The organism is Mesorhizobium sp. BHbdii (assembly GCF_053848045.1).
Genome location: NZ_JBSPKX010000255.1, coordinates 1 through 424, shown reverse-complemented (window position 1 = coordinate 424; position 424 = coordinate 1). Strand labels below are relative to the sequence as shown.

At 64.2% G+C, this 424-nt stretch carries 1 protein-coding gene; it reads right to left on the bottom strand.

Features of this window, described 5'->3' with window-relative positions; all coding sequences use genetic code 11:
• A partial coding sequence (locus tag ACWTU8_RS32905; protein ID WP_455851387.1) for an extracellular solute-binding protein occupies window positions 1-366 on the bottom strand: 366 nt, incomplete at its 3' end.
• Between the last annotated feature and the right edge of the window lie 58 nt (window positions 367-424).

Below are 424 nucleotides of genomic sequence, written 5' to 3'. Positions count from 1 at the left end.
CACCCATTTGCCGCTGGTCGCCTGATAGTTCTGCGGCACCTGTGCCAGCGTGTCGGCATCGACAGGCGCGAACAGGCCGGCATTCTCGACCAGCACCATGGCCGGTGAGTTCTCCGTCAGGAACACGTCGGCGGGCGAGGCGGCCCCTTCGGCGACGATCTGGTTGGAGAAATCGCTGTCGCCGCCATTGCGCAGCGTGACCTTGATGCCGGTCTCCTTGGTGAAACCCTCGGCCCATCCCTTGGCCAGGCTCTCGTGCTGGGCGTTGTAGACGATGATGCCGGCGTCCCCGGCTGTCGCCGGACCGGCGGCCAGGCCGATTGCAAGTGCGGTGGCGCCGACAAGGGCGGAAAGGGTGTATCTCATGGCGTCATCCTCGCTTTGGTTGGTCTTGGCTCGTTGCACCTATTCGATACATGACACG